9 protein-coding genes are annotated in these 15,664 nt (G+C 37.9%); 1 reads left to right on the top strand and 8 read right to left on the bottom strand.

Features of this window, described 5'->3' with window-relative positions:
* Positions 1-10: 10 nt before the first annotated feature.
* The 4 genes from sbcC to addB are packed head-to-tail and all read right to left on the bottom strand — an operon-like array spanning position 11 to position 11,805.
* The gene (gene sbcC, locus ACQKEZ_RS11335; protein WP_427300853.1) at positions 11-3,406 is read right to left on the bottom strand and encodes an exonuclease subunit SbcC; all 3,396 of its coding nucleotides are present in this window, start codon (positions 3,404-3,406) and stop codon (positions 11-13) included.
* Positions 3,403-4,578, bottom strand: coding sequence for an exonuclease subunit SbcD (sbcD, locus tag ACQKEZ_RS11330; protein WP_427300851.1), 1,176 nt, complete (start codon positions 4,576-4,578; stop codon positions 3,403-3,405). Before sbcD ends, sbcC begins: the two co-directional genes overlap by 4 nt.
* Before the next feature lie 26 nt (positions 4,579-4,604).
* Positions 4,605-8,318 carry a helicase-exonuclease AddAB subunit AddA gene (gene addA, locus ACQKEZ_RS11325; protein ID WP_427300849.1) on the bottom strand — a complete coding sequence of 1,238 codons (3,714 nt, stop codon included), beginning with the start codon at positions 8,316-8,318 and terminating at the stop codon, positions 4,605-4,607.
* Positions 8,296-11,805, bottom strand: a complete 3,510-nt coding sequence (gene addB, locus ACQKEZ_RS11320) for a helicase-exonuclease AddAB subunit AddB (protein WP_427300847.1) — start codon at positions 11,803-11,805, stop codon at positions 8,296-8,298. The genes addA and addB overlap by 23 nt, the downstream gene beginning before the upstream one ends.
* Before the next feature lie 175 nt (positions 11,806-11,980).
* Here addB and ACQKEZ_RS11315 point away from each other — a divergent pair, with 175 nt between their 5' ends.
* Positions 11,981-12,424 (top strand): ferritin family protein, encoded by a 444-nt coding sequence (locus ACQKEZ_RS11315; RefSeq protein ID WP_427300845.1) that lies wholly within the window; start codon positions 11,981-11,983, stop codon positions 12,422-12,424.
* A gap of 131 nt (positions 12,425-12,555) precedes the next feature.
* Here the strand turns inward: ACQKEZ_RS11315 and ACQKEZ_RS11310 are convergent, their stop codons facing one another.
* From ACQKEZ_RS11310 to ACQKEZ_RS11295, 4 genes are all read right to left on the bottom strand, one after another.
* Positions 12,556-12,966 carry a DoxX family protein gene (locus ACQKEZ_RS11310; protein WP_427300843.1) on the bottom strand — a complete coding sequence of 137 codons (411 nt, stop codon included), beginning with the start codon at positions 12,964-12,966 and terminating at the stop codon, positions 12,556-12,558.
* A gap of 57 nt (positions 12,967-13,023) precedes the next feature.
* Positions 13,024-13,863, bottom strand: coding sequence for a M56 family metallopeptidase (locus tag ACQKEZ_RS11305; protein ID WP_427300842.1), 840 nt, complete (start codon positions 13,861-13,863; stop codon positions 13,024-13,026).
* Complete coding sequence (locus ACQKEZ_RS11300; protein ID WP_427300840.1) at positions 13,856-14,278, bottom strand: BlaI/MecI/CopY family transcriptional regulator; 423 nt, start codon at positions 14,276-14,278, stop codon at positions 13,856-13,858. The genes ACQKEZ_RS11305 and ACQKEZ_RS11300 overlap by 8 nt, the downstream gene beginning before the upstream one ends.
* A gap of 130 nt (positions 14,279-14,408) precedes the next feature.
* Positions 14,409-15,347 (bottom strand): MBL fold metallo-hydrolase, encoded by a 939-nt coding sequence (locus tag ACQKEZ_RS11295; protein WP_427300838.1) that lies wholly within the window; start codon positions 15,345-15,347, stop codon positions 14,409-14,411.
* Positions 15,348-15,664: the final 317 nt, after the last annotated feature.

The following is a 15,664-nucleotide window of genomic DNA, read 5'->3' as shown; positions in this document are numbered from 1 at the left end:
CCTCGTTTTCTTACATCAGTTCCAGCGATACTGTCGTTCCCTTTCCACTCGGTTCTGCTGGATGTACAATCAATTTTTTCGGCAATCTCATTTTTAACTCTTCGACATGACTAATCACGCCAACAGCTAGATTTTGTGATTGTAGTTTTTCTAATGCCGTAATCACAGTATCTAATAAATCTTGGTCAAGCGTCCCAAATCCTTCATCAAGGAAGAAGAACTGAAGCGGATATTGTCCTCTAAGCTGAATTTGTGCCGAAAGTGCAAGCGCAAGTGCTAGTGAAGTTAAGAAAGTTTCGCCACCTGACAAACTTGAAACCGGACGTCTTACACCACCGTTTGCATCATCACGCATAACAAAACCGCCCTCTGAATCAACTTCGATTGCATATCTTTGTCTTGTTAAAATACCAAGACGAGATGATGCATCACGACTCACACTCTCCAGCTGCTCCTCTGCCAAGAATTCAACAAAGGTGTTGCCTTTAAATACAGTTTGTAACTTATCAAGTCGATCAATCTCTTGTTGTAGCTCACTTAACTGTTCATGAATATTTGAGAATCGCTGATGATTCGCTTCAGTGACACGCAGATGCTCATTCGCCGAACCACTAACAATGGTTGCTTCTTCTAATGCTTTCTCTGCATGTTCTTTATTTGCCTGAATGTCTAGCCATTTTTCCTCACTAAGGGATTGATGATTTAATTGCTCAGAAAGTCGCTTTAAGTTTGCTGCACATTGTTTGCTTTTATCCACAAAATTTTCTATTTCCTCTTTCATTTTGTTGAATGTTGTCCGATCCAAAAGGACAAGTTGAATGTCTTGTGGATGTTTAAAAGCTGATTGAGCAGACGCCTCTTTCCAGGCAAGTTCAGCTTCTACTTTTCGAAGCTCTGCTTCTTTTTGCTGGCGTTCACTGCTTGTAAAACCACTTTGCGCCTCATTAAAGAATTGTTGCATTTGTTTCAACTTTTGATAATGCTGCTGTTCTTTTTCATTCAAATCGCTTAGCTCTTGTTCAACTGCTAATAACTCCTCTGAAATAGAATCCGCTTTTATTTCATAAGTGGACAATTCAGACTCATATTGCTGAATGGATTGACTAGTACTCTCAAGCTGATGCTCCAACTTATTCAGCTCTTTTTCTAAATCAAAAACCTCAGTTTGTAGTTTTTCTTTTAAGCGTTGCTTATCCTCAAGAAACTCAATACTTTTCTGGATACGCTCTTGATACCCTTCAGATTGTTGGTCTTTATCCTCAATACTTTTTTGAGCATCATGGACTTGATCAAGAGGAAAATCAGCGAATTTCTGCTTGAATTGGTCTTTTTTTTCTACTAACTCAGACTGCTGTTCTTTTAACGAGATGTCCACTTCATTTTTTTGCTTCTGCTCAAAATTCATTTGTTCTTCCATTTTTCTTAGCTCTTTTTCTGTCTCATGGCATGAATCAATCGTATGGAAAGTTTGGGTTTCTATCCCTTGAATATCTTGTTTGATTCCCTTCCATTCATGAGTAATATCTGATAAGGAATACGTGCTATGAGATATATCAATAGATGCAGCAACCTCAGCACCCAGTTCTTTTTTTGTTAAAAAGGGGAATTCTTTCACTAGATGATCAGATAGTTTTTCTAAGCTCTGTTTTGTTGAATAAATGTCTCTAGCATGTGCTTCGGCTTCCTTCAGAGCTTGATCAATCGTTTGAATGTCTAAATCGATTGCAGTAACAGAAAGATCATGATCATATGACGATACAAGCTGTTGCTCATGATGTGTTGATCCACAAACCGGACATGGCTCTCCTTCAATTAAATCTGCCGCTAACTCTTTTCTTAATTCATCCGCTCTCGCTTTGTCACGTTGCTTTAACTTTTCTGTTTTATGATCGGCTTCTTTTTGCGTGAATAACATGAGTGCACGCTCTGTTTCACAGACATAATAATAAACTTGCGCAACAGATTGGAATGATTGTTCCAACTTTGCATGTTGATCGACTTGATGTTTTTGAAGTCTTTCATATACCTCGGCTGAACGAGTGAACTTTTTCTCCCATTCAGTAAGCTTTTTTTCTTCCTTTTGGATGTTCATTTTGATTCTATTGACATCCTCACTGAAGCGAAACGCATCCTGTACACTCTTTCGTTCTTTTGCTGAAACATATAAATGCTCAAGCTCTTGTTTAAGTTGGGTTTGTTTTGCAAGCGCTCGATCAAGCAAAGAAATTACGTCCTCTGCTTCTGTCTTTTTTTGCTTCATAAGTTGTTCTTTTTCTATTCTCCGCTTAACTAGCACTTCTTTATCTTGCTGGGTCTCTTTTTGCTTTCGTTCAACATCCTTTAAACGAATGAGCTGTTCCTTTTGTATGAGAAGCTGTGGTTCATGCACTAATTTCAGCTTTCTATGATGCTCATACTGTCTATTGATTTGTTCATACACAGACTGTGCTTCTTGAAGTTTTTTCTCCGCTTGTTGAACCTCTCGGACAGCTTGATTTAGTTGAATGTCCGCACGAGTTAAGGCATCTGCATATGGCTTTAACGTTTCTGCATGTTGAGCTTGCTCTAGCTTCTTTTTTTTCTCTTCAATTGAAGGTGCTAACGTATCAAGATGATTTTGCTCATTTTCATATTTCGCCTTTTCTACTTGCCATTGCCAAATCGTTTGTGCTTCAGTAAAACTGCGCACTGCTTCATCTTTCGCCTGCTTCTTTTGGTTAAATTCCGCTTGAGCTAATGCAGCAGCTTCCTTGGCATTTGCTAAAGCCTCAGGTCCTGCTTCACCTAACCCTGTAAGTTCGGCAAGCAGTTCATTTTTCCGTCCATATTCATGCTGTGCTTTTGTACGAAGTCGTTTGACAAACTGATCTCCATATCTTTCTAAATTAAACAAACGTTGAAGCATTTGTCGCCTTTCCGTACCTTTTAACGAGAGAAACTCGGCAAATTTCCCTTGTGGCAATACGACTGCCCTTGTGAAATCATCGATTGTTAGACCTAACAATTCCTCTATCTTCCGATTAACCTCATTCGCCTTATCGGCAAGTACAGTTTGTGAATCTTTCATTTCAATTAATCGACATAGAGTCGTTCTGACTTTCATTTCATCTGCACGTTTAAACGACCGTTCCACTTTATAAGAAACTTCATGATGTTTTTGAAGAGCAAATGTAAACGAGACTGTCAGCTTGTCCTCTGCTTGATTAAGAATGCCATGTGTATTATTCAGCGCCCGTTCTACTTTTCCGTATAACGCCAGTGTCATCGCATCTAAAATAGATGACTTTCCACTACCTGTCGGCCCAAATATGCCAAACACGCCCGCATCACATAATGAATTTAAATCAATTGTTTGTTCTTCTCTGAAGCTATGAAGACCTTTAATCGTTAACGCTATCGGCTTCATTTCGCTTCCTCCTCTTGAGTTTCATTTGCAAGTTCTAAAAACAGTTTGACTGTTTGTTCATCAGGTAGTCCTCCGCCAGTTTGCCGTTCGTAAAACTTCACAAATTGCTCTTCTATTGAGAGTTTACTTTGCATTTTTTGCTCTTCGATTTGCACAGACTCTAGAAATTTAGGCCGTATATGTACAAAACCGCTATGTTCTTTTCTGAGTTGATGGATTTCTTCTATAGAAAGCTGATCTGTTAAGTGAATCTCCAGATCTATCCATGCGTTCTGATCTCGTTTTTCGTCGATCCATTCATGTACTTGACTGAGCCCTTCTGTTGCTTTCCATTTCACAAGAGGTTTCCCGCTGGACAAGAAAATTTCATGCCAATTTGCCTTAGCACCAGGATGCGCATCAACAATTGTCACTGACTTTGCGTATCCTGATTCTGAAAAACTATAGGCAAGTGGTGAACCTGAATATCGGGCAATGGTTTTTGCCCTTTTAATGGTTTGCGGCCGATGCAGATGTCCAAGTGCCACATAACACGCAGCTTGAGGGAGGCTCTCTGCTGCTACTGTATAGGCTCCCCCAACTTCAATTGGTCGCTCCGAATCCGTTTGGCTTCCGCCTGCAACATAAATATGGCTTGTTGCAATATTGACCGTGTCCTTTTGAAATTGATGGCTTAAATGCTCAAAAGTCTGTCGTATTTTCAAATCATAATGATCACGTAACAGCTTTTCATCAAAAGTTTCTGCCAGCACTTCATTTAATCTTGCCTCCGATGGATAAGCAAGTGCTGCAATGGATAGACGTTCGCTTGCTGAAGGAACATCTACGCGAATGATATCATTCGTTGGATAACCAATTAAATGGATGCCCCGTTCATTTGTTAAAGGCGAAGCAGCTGATAGTCGATCAGGGTTGTCATGATTCCCTGAAATAACAACGACCTGCCTTCTGCCTTTATCTGATAAAGCAGACAGACTTTCATAAAAAAGCTGTTCGGCTCTAGCTGGTGGATTCACTGTATCAAAAGCATCCCCTGCCATGACAACAACATCAATTTTTTCATCTTTGACGATACGATATAATTCATCTAAAAATTCAGCCTGCTCCTCTAAACGACTTCTTCCTTCTAAAGTTTTACCTAAATGCCAATCAGCTGTATGCAGAATTCTCATTTCGCTCACCTCTCATTCCGATAAAATTAAAGAGACACTTCTAAGTTCCCATCAAAAAAATAAAGAATTCTCTCATCAAGTGATCTCTTTGTTAAACGCTCTACCGCTGTTGCATAAAGTTCTATTTGTGTCTCATAACGCTTCCGCAAAATAGGTTCTGCCGATTCAATCCCATCTGGAAACCTTCCGTGAACCCTATCTGTTTTATAATCTAGTAAATAAAGCTTGCCTTCTGTCTCAAATAAGCAGTCAATCATCCCTTGAATAAGCACTGGTTCACCTTCTGCTTGAATGTTACTGTACACTTCCTTAACAGGCAGGACCATACTAAAAGAAACCTCTCGCTTGATCCAATCAGCTTTTTGTAGCTTTTGACCAATTGTTGATGAAAAGAAATCAATTATTCCTTGACGATCAATCGTTCGAATCTGCTCTTCCGTCAATATCTCCCGATCCCTTAAACGTTCTAATAGCTTTTCAATGCTGTTATCATTTAACGGCTCAACAACAGGGAGGAGGATATGTTGCATAACGGTATGCATCGCAGTTCCTTGCTCTGCGGCAGTAAGTGTCTTTTTTTTCATAAATGCAGGACGATCATATATGGCAGACCGTTCTTTTCGTATCGATGATGGACGACTATATTGATCTTCTACCTCTTTCATTCTTTTGATCTCTGTTACAGACTGCTTTGTTCCAACTTGTGAAGCATCCAAATAAGGATAACGCCATGTCAACCTCTCCATGACCTCTTTTTCAAAGGCATAACTACCTTCTATTGGTTGACCTTCCTGTAACGCTTCCATGATGGCGTCCTGTTCTTCTTTTTCTTCGACGAATTCTTCCATCTGAAGCGCTGTTGCTTGAGTAAATGAAATTTGAAACGTAGACGGATGGGACAAAAATAAATCATCATGTGTATCGTTTTCTTCTAAATGATGTTTCATGTTGCGATGACGAATAAGTGCAGGCCCAATGAAATCCAAGTACGTTTTTGCCTGATACCTTTCAAAATCAGGTAGCAACCAATCTTGAACATCTGCAACATTCCGCCATTTAGCAAGTGCCTTCTCTTGATTCTTTAATGATCCAACTAAATATAGCTTTTCTTTTGCCCGAGTGAGTGCAACATACAGCACTCTTAGCTCTTCGGATAGTAGCTCTTTTTTCATCTTTTTCTTCATCGCAACAAGTGGTAGCGTCGAGTAACTTATTCTAAGTTCAGGATGAATATACTTTGAGCCGAAGCCTAGTTCTTTATCAAGTAAATATGTTTGATTTAAATCCATCATATTAAAGTTCCTACCTAGACCTGCTGTAAAAACAATCGGGAACTCAAGTCCTTTACTGCTATGAATGGTCATCATCCGGACGACATCTTCTGTCTCACTTAGTGTTTTGGCTGCACCAAGATCATCTCCACGATCCTGCATTCTTTCAATAAAACGTAAGAACCTAAAGAGCCCACGAAATGTTGCTCTTTCATATTGTTTCGCTCGATCATAAAACACCCTTAAGTTGGCTTGTCTCTGCTTGCCTCCAGGCATTCCGCCAACATAATCCATATATTGCGTATCCCGATAAACCTCCCAAATGAGTTCTGCAACTGAATGATTCATCGAGAAATCACGCCATTTACGTAAGAGCTGGAAGAAGCGTTCTAGCTTTCTGCATGTTGGATGATCAGAGCTTGTCATACTCATATATTTCTTTACAGCTTCATAAAAAGGACTTTTCTTATCACTTGTTCTCACAAGAGCTAGCTCGTTTTCATTCAAACGGACAATTGGTGACCTTAGGACAGCGGCTAATGGAATATCTTGATATGGGTTATCTATCACTTTTAATAATGACAATACAACGGATACTTCTGTCGCTTCGAAATATCCGGAAGATAAATTCGCATAAACAGGAATCCCTTGTTTTTTTAATTCCTCCATCATCTGTGGTGCCCATGGCATAGATCGAAGCAGGATCACAATATCGCGATATTGCAGATTTCTATTCATTTGTTGCTTTGCATCATATACTTGAAATGGCTTTGCAATAAGCTCTTTTATTTTCCGTGCTATGACTCTAGCTTCTAATTGTACAGTCTCTAGCTCCTCCTGCTCCTCATCCGTCTCTAAATCTTTTTGATCAAGGTGTACAAGAACCATTTCTGTTGTTGTCTCTTCACTTTCTGGATAGATTGCACCGAGCTTTAATTCTGCTTGCTCATCGTAATCAATTTCTCCAACATTCTCACCCATTAGCTGTTTGAATAAAAAATTGGTGCTATTCAATATATCAGCACGACTTCTAAAATTTTTATTTAAATCGATCCTTTTTCCTGTATCGATTCCTTCCTTAGTAAAGTTTTTATACTTGGTTAAAAACAACATCGGTTCAGCAAGTCGAAAACGATAGATCGATTGCTTCACATCACCCACCATAAAGAGATTTCCTTCATGAGGGCTTTTACTTTTAGAAACAAGCTTTAATATCGTCTCTTGCACAAGGTTCGTATCCTGATACTCATCAACTAACACTTCTTCAAACTGGTTTTGATAATATTCCGCAGCCTCACTCTCAACGAAATCTCCCTGTTCATCTTGATTTGCTAAGATTCGAAGACAATAATGTTCAAGGTCTGAGAAATCGACAATAGATTTCTCCTGTTTCGCTTTTTCAAAACGCTCACCAAACTTAATCACAAGTGAAACAAGGGTCTCCACTATTGATTTCATTTCAGCAAGACTTTTTAAATGCTGCTTCGGGCTTCGCATAAAATATTCGTCTTTCAGCTTTTCTAGTTGTTTTTTTACACTATTGCGATCCTCTGTTGCTTTTTCCACCAGACTTGGATCATATTCATCACCTTTGCACGTCTTTAATCTTTTAAAATTCACGTTCGGTAGCAATTGAGATAGAGCTTTGAAATCACTTTGGTGTGCAATCAACTCTTCTACTTGTGCTAAATCATCTAAGAAGTTTTCTGCTCTAGGAGCTGGTCCACCCGGCTCTTTTGTTAAAGCTAGCGCTCTTTCAAGCTGTTGTCGACAGCTATTAAGTACTAGTGAAATGTCCTCTTTTATATAAGGATAAAATAAAAGATTCTCTACTTTCGTATTTTCATTCACATCATAAAGCGACACAAATGCTCTCATCCATTGCTCTGGAGAAGGATGTGATCTTGAAAATTCATAAATTCTTTTGACAAGCCATTGCAAATCAAGATCATGACGATCAGAAGTGTATCTATCTACCAATTCAAAAAACGCTTTGTTTCCCTCTTTATACTCATCTTCAAATAAATCATCCAACACTTCATCGCTTAACAGCTCTCCTTCGGTTTGATCTGCCAGACGGAATCCCGGATCAAGGTCGATCAAATAGTAAAATGTACGAAGAACCTGAAGACAGAATGAATGCAAGGTTGAGATATTGGCACGATTCATTAACGATAACTGCCTTCTAATATGCAAAGAGCCTGGATGATTTGTTAATGCCTTCTCAAGAGCTTCGGCAATCCGATGCTTCATTTCCGCTGCAGATGCATTTGTAAATGTCACGACAAGAAGTCTGTCGACATCAACTGGATTTTCTGCCTGTATCATTTTTCTGATAAGCCGTTCAACCAAAACAGCTGTTTTCCCCGATCCAGCTGCTGCTGCTACAAGTATGTCTTGTCCATGTGAGACAATGGCTTCCCATTGATCATCCGTCCACGTACTGTTATTCGGTTTTGGAATTTGCATACTGATCCCCTTCTTTTTTTATCCGATCGATCATGATATCGTCCTTTTCAGGTTTTAGCATCCTGTATTCGTTATCTTCAATTGATTCATCAAATTGACAAAATGATTTAAAGGAACAGAAACGACACGGTGTTTGATCTTTTAATTTATATGGATTAATGGATACTTCGCCTTCAGTAATTTTTTCACCAGCCTTTTGAAACATTCGACGGACATGTTGTGTGAGGATATGGAAACTCTCTTCATTAAGAACAGCAGAATCCGATCGGAAAGAACCATCCTTTTTAAAGCCCGCTTGAATGATTTGTGATCTGCCCGATTCAAGGCTTTGATCCATTAGTTGGACAGCTTCTACGTCTTCTAATAGTAGACCCTTCATTTTAAATTTCTTAAAGATTTCCTGCTCAATCTCATCTTCTGCTAATGGTATAGGTGCTTGGATCAACGGATCATGAATATGAAAATATAAAATCCCTGCCGGTGTTGCCTTGATGCCAAGCCAGTCTGTAGAATGTGTGATCGCTAAATCTAAATAGGTCAACATTTGCAGAGCCAATCCATAATAAACTTCCGCCAAATCAAGTCCTCTTTCACTTGATTTATAATCGACAATTCTAAGCAATAATCCTTTGGAGCTTTCAGCTTTATCCACTCGGTCAATTCGTCCTACAAGTTCCATCGTACAACCATTTTTGAGCTTAAAAGTAAATGGTGGAAGCGGTCCTTGACCTCCGAATCCAAGTTCAAGCCCAACAGGAGAAAATCCGCTGATTTTCGCATGCTCACTTAAAATAGATGACACTCGGATTAAGATTTTTTGCAGCTTTTCTTTCATATAAGCATGACGATTGGAACTTAATAAAATCTCTTTTTGTAGACGGGGAGCAAGCTGTTCTATCGCACTTCTTGAATAGCTGACACACTCTTCTTTAGTTAAGTTCTTCCAATCTTTTCTCTGTTCTATGAGTGTATCTGAAATATGCTTTAACGCAGCATGAAAAAGCTGGCCAATATCAGGTGCTTCTAACTTATAAAATTGTCTATCCTTTAGTTTCAATCCGTGCGATGCAAAGTGAGAAAAAGCACAAGCATTAAATTTTTCCATTCTTGATACACTACCTTGAATATGGTCACCATAAAGCTGTTTCGTGACATCCTTTGTTAGAGGCTTTGCTTTATTTGTAAAAAACAAACTGGAGATGACACCTCTTGAAATGTCATGTGTAGGCTGTTTCATTAGGTAGTTGTATACATTCCACCACACATCACTCATCCTGTATTGATTCAACCATTGCTGGAGTTGTGTAACAGTATAAGATAATGCAACATGCTCATTAACTACAAACTTTAGCTGCTCATCATCATGAAGTTGCTCAGGATCAAGTACATATAATGCTTCCTGATGATTTGGCAGGAGCTCATGACAATTTTTTATTAAAGGAGAAGGCAAAAGCGATCGCCCTTCAGTATCTGCACTAGAATATGAAAGGAACAATTTATGAGTCGGACTTGATAAAGCTTGATAAATAAGAAATTGTTCATCAAGTAACCGTTCTTTTCCTGTCTCAGCAAGTTCTGCCCCAGCTCGTTTTAACCACTCTCTATCATCATCAGACAACACACTTTCATCAACTGGTCTAGCTGGTATGACACCATCATTTACTCCAATCATAAATGTGCACTTCACTTGATATATTCTTGATAAATCCATACTTCCAATAAACACCTGATCGAGTGAAGGTGGGATAAGGGCAAATTTCAAAGATTCAAGACCGGTATCTACCATCTGTTGAAATAAATTGAAGCTCAACTCTTCTTCCCCTAGCATTTCAACAAATTCATCCATTAATTGGATGACCGCATCCCATACTTGCCCATGCTGCATCGCTTCAGATAACCTACCACCCTGTTCGGCTTCTAAACGTGCCTTTTCCAGCTTCTCTGGTACTTTCGTTTCCTCTAATAATAAATAGACTGCCTCTATCATATCTTTCACACGTTTTGACTTTGTTAGTCTGTTTTGAAGCTGTACTAAAGGGGGGACAATCCAATTCTTTACTCCGTTTAACATATTTTCAGTTTCAATTTCCTGATCTGTTTGTCCAAATTCTTCATCTAAAGATTGAAATCTTCGATATTGAAAACGACTGCCATTCGTCCAGCGATCTCCTTTTACTCCATATGCAATACAGTAGTTCTCAAGCTGATCAGCCTGCTCTCTCGCTTGTGTTTTTGGAAGATCAAGCGGAAATAAGAACTCTGTTTTCACACACCTGAACACTGCTTCATAGCGCCAATTCCCTTTGATGACATCTAAACTAGATCGTATAAATTCAATCAGTGGATGATACTGCATCGCTTCATTTCCATCAATGAAAAAAGGAACTTCATAATCTTTGAATACTTCTTTTAATGTCTCCTTATAATCCTCTAGATTTCTAGCAACAATCGCAATATCTCTTAATCTCAGCCCTTCTGTTCTAGCCAAGTCAAGAATGTCTCTCGCTACACCTTCAATTTCAGCGCGCTTATTAGACGCTTGAGAAATTGTGAAATGACGCGTCTCTTCTTGATATGGAATCAGCGGTCTTTGTTCATATTGTGCTTCTAAATAGGCAAGGTCATCCCTATGCTGATGTCGTTTATTCTGATCCAATACTCTTTCAAAAACATTTGCACCAAGCTCTTTTGCGAGCTGATATAACTGAAAATACGTTTTACCTGTCATCCGAAACAAATCAAGTTCATCTGGCTGCATGTTGCTATAGGAACGATCGACTGTAAAGGCAGCAGTTATTTTCGTTGTACGTAACATGAGCTGTTCGATTACTTGAAGCTGCTGTGGTGTGAACTGATAAAATCCATCTATATAAATATGTGCATTCTTAAGCTCGTCAGAAAAGGGAATTTGCTGTGCCAATAAAGTCAAATAATCTTCAGAATGTACATATTCACCTTGCAAATGGTGTTCCATCTGTTTGTAAAGCAAATGCAGATCGTAAAGTTTTTCAGCAGCCCGACGCTCTTCAACATATTCAGAGTAGATGGCAGATTGCGCAATGCGTTCGATCTCTTCTGGCAACATACAGTATCTCTTGAATTCTGACATCGTCTTCTCAATTTGCTCGACAAAACCTGGTTTATCGCTCGCCTTTTTAAAAACTTTAAAGTTCTCCTTATTTTCTTCAACAATTTTTCTAAGTAGCATTTGAATCCCGGTGCTTGTGACGAATTGCCTGTTGATCCCACCTGTCTGCTGTAAGATATACCAAGCAAGTCTTGTAAAGCTAAATACTTTTGCCCGAATCATGCCACCAGCTTCGGATGTTTTTGCAAGCTCATACTCCATTAAGAAGGTCATTTGATCCGGGACTAAAAAAATGATTGGATGACCTAATGGATTAAGTCTCAATTCTTCTTTTATTTCTTCTAATATAGCAGTCGTTTTTCCACTCCCCGATCTGCCTGCTAAAAACTCAATCTCCACGTTTTACAACACCTTTCTATATGTACTCATATTCTAGCGAAAATGAAGACAAATAGCTATTTTCCTATAGCGAATTCACCTTTCCTTTTCATTCAGTTACAACACAGAATAGGCACATTTACTACACCTTTTCATATAATAAACCATCATGAAGAAAAAGGAGGCTGGCAATATCATGTATTACGGTTATTATTACAACGCCCCATATGATGTCCGTCAAAATACCCAATTAATTCCTGATCTTGAAAAAGCCATTAATGGCGAATATTCTGCCATACAATGCTATGAAAAACTTGCTCAAAAAGCTCAGAACCCTGAAGTAAAAAAAACAATCCAAGAAATTAGACAGGATGAGGTTCGACATTATCATAACTTCACAAAATTATACTATGCACTTACTGGAAAAAGCCCCAAGCCGAAGATAACCGATCCTTGTCCAGATGACTTTAAACAAGGATTAACTCATGCATTTAAAGATGAACAAAACACGGTCGATTTTTACTTATCTGTATCTGACTATGTTCAAGACGCAGGAACAAAAGAGCTTTTTAAAAGAACAGCACAAGATGAACAAAATCATGCAGTATGGTTTTTATACTTTTTAACACACCATTCGTAGTATCTAGTATCATTTTAATAGGAGACCGTATGTTCCGTCAAAATCCGAAAATTGTTTTTTCAATAATAAAAAAGCCAAAAAAAGAGTCCCTGCCCAATCAAAACGCAGGAACTCTTTTTTATTTATACTGATTAATTAAAATTGGTTTCTTTTTGTTGCTGTTGTTGTTTGATTAAACCATCAATTGAAAATAGCTTACTTCCACTTAATGCAAGAAAAATGGACATGACCAATAAAGAAAGCTCAAATTCAAATCCACCAATAAATCCTTTTGAGAAACCTACAGTGATAATCGCTACCACCATAATAGGTACAAATAGTGTAGCAAAAATACGTGTACCAAGTCCTAAAATAAGCGCAATTCCACCAACAAGCTCAATTGTTTTCACAACATACGCCATGAATTCAGGAATCCCCATTTGTCCAAAAAAGGCTGCTATGCCGCCAATTCCTTCTTGGAATGATTGAAGACCATGAAAAAAGAAAATTGCCCCTAAAATCACTCGGATAAAAATAGCACCTATTTCTTGATTTGTTTTCATATCGTTATTTCCTCCTGTATTTACACTACACAATGTAATGTTTATGTTTAAAAAAATTTAAAAATTAAGATTTAGCATAATGATGAGTGCTCCCATTAAAAATGTTGAAGCAATCATCGGAACAAATGGTACATTAAGGGGTACATTATACGTTGGATTTAAGATCTTTTGTATTCTTAGGTTAAGTGCTCGATCTCCAAAGGAGACTGCAAAATTTGTTTGTTTTTGAAACTGCGCTTCTTTTTTTATCAGTTTCAAAAGCGCCTGTCCCACTCCAAGCTCTGTGCCAGTCTGTTTTATTGCATATTGATCAGCAATAATTTCTCTAAAAACTGAATAGCTTTGTCTCATATGTTTAAGCACAGGGATATACCAAATGACCTTTGTGAAAAATGAGAATATGAAGGTTTTTAATGGATCAAAGTTATATTTATGGTGTAATTCGTGGTGAACTACGGCATCAATTTCTTCTTTTTCAAGTATATCAATCAATGTCGTTGATAGATAAATCTTAGGATTGAGCATGCCCATTGCAAAGGCAAGTGGTTCGTGGCAATGAAAAACAATGATTTCACTTTGATATTCCTTTGATAACTTAGCTGATGTGTCTCGATCAGTAACAGCCATAATGATTCTTTTTAATTGTACGTATTTTTTCATCTCCGTTGTAATAAAAAGGACCGAAAAGAGTAGCGTATAGACGACCAAGGCATCTAAGAAATATTTCAGTGGAGTAAAACCATAAAAATCGAATACAGACTGGCATACATGTATAATATTGGAGCCCTTGTCCCAGTCAAAATAACTAGAAAGCACATAGTAAGCCATTTGATAAAAAATCGTTACTCCAATGCAAATACCACCTAAAAACAGCATGATTGATTTTGCTTTAATCATTTTTTTTGCCCTCTTTTTTAGAAGCAAGTCTAGCCTCAAGAACTTTGAGTAGTTCTGGATCCGCACTTTCAATCGCATCAACCATATGGTTGAGAGCAAGTGGTCCAAAATCAGCCATTAAACCTTGGGTGATACATTTTGTTTGCTCATTTAAAAATTCCTCTTTTGTTAAGATTGGATTATAAATAGATGAGCGGCCTTTTGTTCTTTTTTCCACAATACCTTTGTCAGTCAGCCTATTTAGTACAGTCATGACTGTATTAAAATTAATAGGCTTTTCATCAGAAAGCTTCTGTTGTACCTCTTTGATTAGCATATCTTCACCTTGATACAAGATCTCCATAATTCTTCCTTCTAAAGGACCGAAAAATCGATTTAACCCTTTTTCATTGTATTTAAAAGAAGGAATTTTCATGTTACCACCTCACACTAGCCATTGTAGTGTTACTAGGTAAAATAATCAAGTCAAAATATTTCATCTAATCATTCGTGTGCTCCCATATCTAAAATGGGAGCACACTGAATGGTCAATAATATTCATGACATCACGGCCACTGTTGTTCACCTTTCATGACTTTAGCACTCAATTCTAAGTCTCCAGTGTTCGTAAAGTTCGGATACTCTTTCTTCATTTCAGCAATCAATTGAGCTGAATTGTCTGCCTTCTTAGCTGTTGCTTCAAATTTTGTAATATAATCACGGGTAAACACAACTGCTGATGTATCTTCAGCACTCTTACCTAGATAATGACCTGGAATTACACGATCTGGCTTCAGGTCAAGAATATTATTAAGAATCTCACGCCATTGATTACGACTTTTTTGAGTTTGATTGTCTGCTGTCCAAACATATTCATTCTCATAAACAGTTACTCCACCTAGAACTGTCTTTTTCGATGGAACCCAAAGAAAAGTGTGAGACGGGTCTGGTCCGTCAAGTCCAATGATGTTGATGGTTTTTCCATCAACTGTTAATTTATCTCCCTTTAAAACATCTGGAATAATCTGTGCTGTTGGCGCATTTTTCTTCAATATTGGATTCCAGTAATCATTTTTGGCCTGAATCGTTTCTTTAATCCCCTTAACAGTTTCAGGCGTTGCCACAATTTTCACATCAGGGAACGCTTCACGAATGGCAGAGAGACCAAAGTAATAATCCGGGTCTTTATGACTAACATAAACAGTCGTCAATTTCTTTCCTGTATCGCGAATCATTTTTACTAACTTTTCTGCATTATCCTTTTCAAACTGGGCATCGACAAGAATGACTTCTTTCGGTCCTTCAATCAAGCTAGAAGTGACAGCAAAAACTCCTTTATCACCTGGGTTGAACGCTGTGATTTTAAGATTTACAGCTTGTTTGTCCGCTGTGTTTTTGTTATTGGTGGCTGTATTTTTTGTATCCGTATTACTACCACATGCGCTTAGCAATAACACGAAACAAATGCCCAAAGTAAATCCTATGACTGATTTTAATTTAAACATGAAATGATTCTCCTTTTACATTTTTTTAATAAGACCCTATATCTTATTTATTGTTTAAATACACAAGTCTTATGTATGAGTGTAGCCAATACATGAAATAAATATTGGATATTTATCTCTTCTTTAGCAAATTAATATGATATTGTTCAATCACCAACCTCCCCGAAACAAAGTAAATAGTTGCTCAAAGCTGTATAAACTTATCTACTGACGAGATGTAACTACTAAAGTTACACCCGAATGTGATGTAACCATTATAGTTACATCTTTTAGTAGATGTCAATAGGAAATGGTCACTATTTTATAAAAATGTCTTT

It is taken from the genome of Bacillus sp. NPDC077027 (genome assembly GCF_050269555.1).
Classification (GTDB): domain Bacteria; phylum Bacillota; class Bacilli; order Bacillales; family Bacillaceae; genus Bacillus.
The sequence above is the reverse complement of the archived record's forward strand: the minus strand, read 5'-3'. Positions and strand labels throughout refer to the sequence as shown.